Source organism: Kitasatospora sp. NPDC032121 (assembly GCF_055580145.1).
In genome coordinates, this window is sequence record NZ_JBVILX010000002.1 from 1,137,387 (window position 1) to 1,144,199 (window position 6,813).

The window sequence follows — 6,813 nt, forward strand, 5'->3', positions numbered from 1 at the left end:
AGAGAGGTCCTCCGACGGTTTGTGCTGCGCAACGGGAGGCCGGTCCGGCGCGGATCCGGCGGTCCCGGCGTGGCCGTGCACCCGTACGGCCTGACGCGCGCGAAGCACGCCCGGACCTTTGGCCCCACCCCATCAGCGAGGAGCAGACGCATGTCGACCGACATCACCGGTGACTTCAAGGTCGCCGACCTTTCCCTGGCGCCGTTCGGCCGCAAGGAGATCCAGCTGGCCGAGCACGAGATGCCCGGCCTGATGGCGATCCGCGCCGAGTACGCCGAGTCGCAGCCGCTGGCCGGCGCCCGCATCACCGGCTCGCTGCACATGACCGTGCAGACCGCCGTCCTGATCGAGACCCTGACGGCGCTCGGTGCCGAGGTCCGCTGGTGCTCCTGCAACATCTTCTCCACCCAGGACCACGCGGCCGCGGCCATCGCCGTCGGCCCGGAGGGCACCCCGGAGAACCCGCAGGGCGTGCCGGTCTTCGCCTGGAAGGGCGAGACCCTGGACGAGTACTGGTGGTGCACCGAGCAGGCCCTGACCTGGCCTGACGGCAAGACCCCGAACATGATCCTGGACGACGGCGGCGACGCCACCCTGCTGATCCACAAGGGCGTCGAGTTCGAGAAGGCCGGTGCCGCTCCGGACCCGTCCACCGCGGACAACGACGAGTTCCGGATCATCCTGGAGCTGCTCAACCGCACCCTCAAGGACACCCCGAACAAGTGGACCGAGGTCGCCTCCACGATCAAGGGCGTGACCGAGGAGACCACCACCGGTGTCCACCGCCTGTACGAGATGCACCGTGACGGCAAGCTGCTGTTCCCGGCCATCAACGTCAACGACGCCGTCACCAAGTCGAAGTTCGACAACAAGTACGGCTGCCGCCACTCGCTGATCGACGGCATCAACCGCGCCACCGACGTCCTGATCGGCGGCAAGGTCGCGGTCGTCTGCGGCTACGGCGACGTCGGCAAGGGCTGCGCCGAGTCGCTGCGCGGCCAGGGCGCCCGCGTGATCATCACCGAGATCGACCCGATCTGCGCGCTCCAGGCCGCGATGGACGGCTACCAGGTCACCACCCTGGAGGACGTCGTCTCGATCGCCGACATCTTCATCACCACCACGGGCAACAAGGACATCATCCTCGCCTCGCACATGGAGCAGATGAAGCACCAGGCGATCGTCGGCAACATCGGCCACTTCGACAACGAGATCGACATCGCGGGCCTGGCGAAGCTGCCCGGCATCGTGAAGACCGAGGTCAAGCCGCAGGTCCACGAGTGGCGCTTCGCCGACGGCCACACCATCATCATGCTGTCCGAGGGCCGCCTGCTGAACCTGGGCAACGCGACCGGCCACCCGTCCTTCGTGATGTCCAACTCCTTCGCCAACCAGACGATCGCCCAGATCGAGCTGTTCACGAAGACCGAGCAGTACCCGATCGGCGTCTACGTGCTGCCGAAGCACCTGGACGAGAAGGTCGCCCGCCTGCACCTCGACGCGCTGGGCGTGAAGCTGACCACCCTGACCCAGGAGCAGGCCGACTACATCGGCGTTCCGGTCGAGGGCCCGTACAAGGCCGAGCAGTACCGCTACTGACCGGTTGACGGTCCGACGGCCGGCGCCTCCTCTCCGGGGGCGCCGGCCGTCGGCGTGTGCGGGGCGCGTCAGCGGGCCCAGGACGCCTCGTCCGCGCCGAGCACGTCGAACCGTTCGAGCAGGCCGGCGAGCCCGCCGGCCGCCTGGACCGAGGGGGACTGCGCCGCGGTGCCGTTGGCGCAGAGCCGGACGCCCTTCGCGACCCGGCACACCGGGGTGCCGCCTTCCGGCCGGCCGTCCACGAACGTCCCGAAGCCCTCCGGCTGGACCGTGACGCTCAGCCACTTGCCGTCGACGGTGTACGACAGGATGGCGCTCCATTTGGGCTCGGAGTCCTTGGTGGGCCGGTGGACCTCGGCGGTCCGCAGCCTGAGGTCGGCGGGCACGCCGGTCGGCCGCACCGGGAACGGGACGTCCGAGCCGCCGAACCGGACGTCGGCCGCGACCCGGAGCAGGTCGTCCTGGATCTTCGACCCCAGCCACACCGTGGCGCGCAGTTCGGCCCAGCGGCCGGAGTCGGTCAGCCAGCGCAGGCCGACCGTGGTTCCCGACGCGTCGGTGACCAGCCAGTGGGCCTCCCGGCCGGCGACCGAGGGCGCGGTGGCGGTGTGCGTACCGGGGGCGGGGGACTCCTCGGTGCCGCGCAGCAGCTGGAGCTTCAGGTCGGGGACCGCGTTGAGGACGGCGACCGTGGTGGCCGCGGTCGCGACGGACCGGCCGTCGCTGTTCGCGTAGCCGACGGCCGGGTGCGCCAGCCACTGCGGCAGCCAGCCGAAGCGGACCTCCGTGGTCAGCGGACCGGTGGCGGCCGCCGGGGTCGGCGCGGCGGTCGGGGACGGCGTGATCGAGGCCGGTGCGGTGGGCGCGGGGACGGCCGGTGCGGGCGGGCCCCCGGCCGGGCGCAGCAGCAGCACCCCGGCCAGGACGGCGGCGGTCGACCCGGCCACCACGCCGATCAGGGCCTGCCGTCGGCGGCGCAGCCGGACCCGCCCGCGGGCGATCACGGCCGAGGCGTCGAGTGCGGGGGGCGGTGCCGGGGCCTCGGCGAGGGCGCTCAGCCGGGCGGTCAGATCACGCTGCTCGTGCGTCCTCATGGCGTCCTCTCGGCGGTGGTGGGACGAGGGGTGAGGGTCGTCCGGAGGGTGGCGAGAGCGCGTGAGGTCTGGCTCTTCACATTGCCCGAGGAGCAGCTCATCGCATCGGCGGTCTGATCGACCGTGAGATCGCAGTAGTACCGGAGCACCACGGTGGCCCGCTGCCTGGGCGGCAGTGCGGCCAGCGCCTCGCGCAGGTCCAGGTTGGCGTCGAGGTCGGCGGCCACCGACGCGACGTCCACCGGCGTCGCGGTCCGCGAGATCCGCCGCCACCAGGAGGTGCGCTGCTCGGCGAGGAAGGTGTTGACCAGCACCCTGCGGGCGTAGCCGTCCAGGTTCTCCACCCGGCCGGCCCGTGACCAGTTCACGTACAGCTTGGTCGCGCACTCCTGCACCAGGTCATCGGCCCGGTGCCAGTCCCCGCACAGCAGATAGGCGACCTTGCGCAGCCAGCCGCTCCTGGAGGCCACGTACTCCGTGAACTCCACGTCGCGCGTCTGCTTCGCCATCCGCACCCCCTCTCGTCGTGGTGGCGACGCGCCGCCGCGCCGTCCGCCGCTCTAATGCGGGCACCGGCCGGAAGGTTGCACGCGGAGCGCGCACACGGCGCACGTAGGCTTTCCGGCATGCCCAACGGCCGGTACTCGCTCCATGACCCTCATGACCACGTCCTGCTCGGGGAGGAGCGCTTCAGCTGCGCCCCCGGGGCGGCCGGCTGGCGGTACGTCTCCAAGACCTACGCGCCGGACGGCCGGGTGCTCGGCAGCACCGACCTCACGCTGGACTCGCGGGCCCGGCCGGTGCGGATGGAACTGCGGGCCGGCGGCTGGCAGGTGCGCGGCGGGGCGGTGGACGGGGTGGCCTGGGTCCGTACCGACGCGGCCGACCCCGGCGGCGAGCACGCGGTGGAGGGCCACGACCGGGCGCACGCCTTCACCGGCCGCTCGCCGGGCTTCCTCGTCGCCACCGCCCGGCTGCTGCGGCTGCGGGAGGGGGCGAGCGCGCGGGTGCGGCTGGTGGCCTTCACCGAGCCGGTGCTGGCGCCGCGCACCCTCGACCAGGGGTGGCTGCTGGAGGGCGTCGACACCCACGAGACGGATTCGGGGCCGCTGCTGGTCGAGCGGTACCAGGTGGCGGACCTGGAGACGGGCGAGCAGCAGGTCGTGCACCTGGCGGGGGACGTGGTGCTGGCGGCGGAGGGGATCGAGCTGGAGGAGCTGGAGTCGCCGCCGAACGCCTGGCGGGTGGGGGCGGAGGAGGAGTAGCGGGCCCGTACGGCCGTGGTGGCCGGGCCTCGGGCGGGCGGGGCTCGGGGCGAGCCGGCTTCAGGCGGGCGGGGCGAAGCCGGTGTCGGCGGGCTTGTCGAGGGACGGGGCGGTCGGTGCGGCGGGCGGGGCCGGCGCGGCCGGGGCCGCGGGTACGGCCGGGGGCATGGGAGCGGGCTGCTGCTGCGGCGGCAGACCGAGGACCCGGGTGGGCCGACCGGCCGGGGCCGTCGGAGCCGGCACGGGAGCCGGGGCCTGGACGGGGACCGGCTGAGCGGGTAGCGCCCCGGCGGGTATCGGCCCGGCCGCCCACTGCTGCTCCCGGGCCCGCGTCCACTCGCGCCGCTGGCGCTCGGTGAGCACCGCGCCCAGGTACGCCGCCGGGTGCAGCCCCGGTGCGACCGGGTGGCCGATCTTGGCGGACAGGTCCCCGGCCAGCCGGGTGGACATCTGGTTCATCACCGCGGGGTCCAACTGGCCGACCCGACCGAGCAGTTGGCGGATGGCAAGCCAGAGCGGCTCCGGCACGGCGGACAGGTCCATCGCGACCAGCTCGTGGCCCATCGCCTGCAGCAGCTGCGGGTGCACGGGCGGCAGCGGGGCGGCGGAACCGCCCGCACCCGGGGTGCGCTCGCGGACGACCACCGTCCCGGCGAAGATGTCGCCGAGCCGCTTGCCGTCCGAGTGCACCGCCGAGGTGATCACGGCCGGGGCGCCGGTCAGCATGATCATCTCGAAGAAGCCGACCAGCCCGCGCACCAGGGAGTGCCGGAACCGCACCGGCCCGCCGTCGGTGCGCACCACCCGCAGACCGAGCGCGGCCTTGCCGAGCGAGCGGCCGCGGGTGAGGGTCTCGATCATCACCGGCACGGCCACCAGGAAGAACACCGTCAGGCCGATCATCGTGGCGGCCAGCGCGGCGTTGTCGAGGCCGATCAGGGCGACGCTCAGCACCAGCGTGAACACCAGCAGGGCGGCGAACTCCACCAACAGGTCGATCACGATCGCCAGGGCCCTGCTCGGAAGCTTCGCCGTCTGGAGGCCGAGAACGACCGCCTCACCCGTCACCAGGTCGCTCAAGACACCTGTCCGTTCACGTTCTTGGAGCCCGTACGGCTCGCCCATGGAGATCCACCCCTGGGACAGCGGCTGCACCCGGGGGAGGCAGTCACCCCGGACCGGCTCCCCCCGTGACCCGCTCTCCGCAGTCTGATCCGCAGCCGCCAACATACGGGGCCCGGCGGGCGCACGGGAAGTGAGATCCCGACGGCCCGGGCGGCAGTCCCTGCTGGCATGCTGGGCCGCACGCGTCCGCCCGGACCCGCCGGCCCGGACCGCCAGCCTGGACCCACCCGCCCGCCCGCGCACGTCCGCGCCCGCCGCCGATCATGGAGCCGCCGAAATGGACCTGGACGTCTTCGTCGCCACCCACCAGGGGGAGTGGGCCCGGCTGGACGCCCTCGCCCGGCGGCGCCGGCTCAGCGGCGAGGAGGCCGACGAACTGGTCACGCTCTACCAGCGCGCCACCGGACACCTGGCCAAGGTCCAGGCCGCCGCGCCCGATCCGGCCCTGGTGAGCCGACTGACCGGCCTGGTCTCCCGCGCCCGCAGCGCGGTGACCGGAGCCCGGACCAACGGCTGGCAGGACGTCGCCCGCTACTACACGGTGAGCTTCCCGGCCGCGTTGTACCGCGCGCGCCGCTGGTGGGTGCCGGTGGCGATCGTCTCGATGGTCGCCACCGTCCTGCTCGCGTGGTGGGTGGCCACCCACCCGGAGGTCCGCAACAGCCTGGTCGCACCCGAGCACCTCCAGGAGCTGACCCGCCCCGGCGGCCAGTACGAGACGTACTACTCGGACCGGCCGGCCAGTTCCTTCGCGGCGCAGGTCTGGACGAACAACGCCTGGATCGCCGTGCAGTGCCTGCTGTTCGGGATCGCGCTGGGCATTCCGGTGCTCTACGTGATGTGGACCAATGCGGTGAACCTCGGCGTCGGCGTCGGGCTGATGGCCTCGGCCGGTCGCCTCGACGTCTTCCTCGGCCTGCTCATCCCGCACGGCCTGCTGGAACTGACCGCGGTCTTCGTGGCCGGCGGCCTCGGCCTGCGCCTCGGCTGGACCGTCATCGACCCCGGCCCGCGGACCCGCTCGGTGGCGCTGGCGGAACAGGGCCGCGCGATCATCGGCATGTCGATCGGCCTGGCGACGGTGCTGGCGGTCTCCGGCGTCCTCGAAGCCTTCGTGACCCCGTCCGGCCTGCCGACCTGGGCCCGCATCTCCATCGGCGTGCTCGCCGAGGCGGCCTTCCTCGTCTACGCCCTGGTGCTGGGCCGAAAGGCCGCCGCGGACGGCGAGTCCGGTGATCTGGACGCGGCCGATCGGGCGGATCTCCAGCCCGTCGCGGCCTGAGCCCGATGTGATCAACAGGCTCCTGACCTGCTACTCTTCTTCTCACCCCGGCCAAACCATTGACGTGGTGCGGGTGGGCTAGTAGGTTTGAACGGTTGGGACTGACTGGACAACAGTCGGGCCCGGGCGTTAGTGTCTACGACACCGCCGAATCGAGGCGAGCGCGTTTCACGAAATGCGCGCCCTCCGACGAAGCAAAATCCCACGGACTGAGCACTCCGAAAGCCTTGATAGGCTTCGGGACGAAGTTCGCAGGAAATCCCGCCAGCGGGAATTGGATGAATGAAGCCCCGGTAAACGGAGCGGAAAACATCTGGTAAGCTGGAAACACGAAAGAACGAAGCCCGGAGGGCCCGCTGGAAGGCGGTCCGAAGGAAGCGTCCGTTCCTTGAGAACTCAACAGCGTGCCAAAAGTCAACGCCAGATATGTTGACATCCCCGGCCTCAG

The 6,813-nt window shown here is 72.1% G+C and carries 7 protein-coding genes; 3 read left to right on the forward strand and 4 right to left on the reverse strand.

What is annotated here, in order from left to right:
- Positions 1–150 precede the first annotated feature (150 nt).
- A complete protein-coding gene (gene ahcY, locus ACZ5OX_RS11055; RefSeq protein ID WP_392884466.1) occupies positions 151–1,599 on the forward strand; it encodes an adenosylhomocysteinase in 1,449 nt (482 codons plus the stop codon).
- A 68-nt stretch (positions 1,600–1,667) separates the two neighbouring features.
- Here the strand turns inward: ahcY and ACZ5OX_RS11060 are convergent, their stop codons facing one another.
- A complete protein-coding gene (locus tag ACZ5OX_RS11060) occupies positions 1,668–2,693 on the reverse strand; it encodes a hypothetical protein (RefSeq protein WP_465629591.1) in 1,026 nt (341 codons plus the stop codon).
- Entirely contained in the window at positions 2,690–3,202 is a 513-nt protein-coding gene (locus ACZ5OX_RS11065) for a SigE family RNA polymerase sigma factor (RefSeq protein ID WP_392884469.1), read from the reverse strand. Before ACZ5OX_RS11065 ends, ACZ5OX_RS11060 begins: the two co-directional genes overlap by 4 nt.
- Positions 3,203–3,319: 117 nt before the next feature.
- On the opposite strand from ACZ5OX_RS11065, the gene ACZ5OX_RS11070 reads away from it, so the two are divergent.
- Positions 3,320–3,958 carry a hypothetical protein gene (locus tag ACZ5OX_RS11070; protein ID WP_465629592.1) on the forward strand — a complete coding sequence of 213 codons (639 nt, stop codon included), beginning with the start codon at positions 3,320–3,322 and terminating at the stop codon, positions 3,956–3,958.
- A gap of 60 nt (positions 3,959–4,018) precedes the next feature.
- Here the strand turns inward: ACZ5OX_RS11070 and ACZ5OX_RS11075 are convergent, their stop codons facing one another.
- Entirely contained in the window at positions 4,019–5,038 is a 1,020-nt protein-coding gene (locus tag ACZ5OX_RS11075; protein WP_465629593.1) for an RDD family protein, read from the reverse strand.
- Between the two features lie 322 nt (positions 5,039–5,360).
- Between ACZ5OX_RS11075 and ACZ5OX_RS11080 the strand changes: the two genes are divergently transcribed.
- On the forward strand, positions 5,361–6,365 hold the full coding sequence (locus ACZ5OX_RS11080) for a stage II sporulation protein M (RefSeq protein WP_465629595.1): 1,005 nt from the start codon (positions 5,361–5,363) through the stop codon (positions 6,363–6,365).
- Between the two features lie 136 nt (positions 6,366–6,501).
- Here ACZ5OX_RS11080 and ACZ5OX_RS11085 read toward each other — a convergent pair.
- Positions 6,502–6,813, reverse strand: a 312-nt coding sequence (locus tag ACZ5OX_RS11085) for a hypothetical protein (RefSeq protein ID WP_465629596.1), incomplete at its 5' end; no start/stop codon positions are given.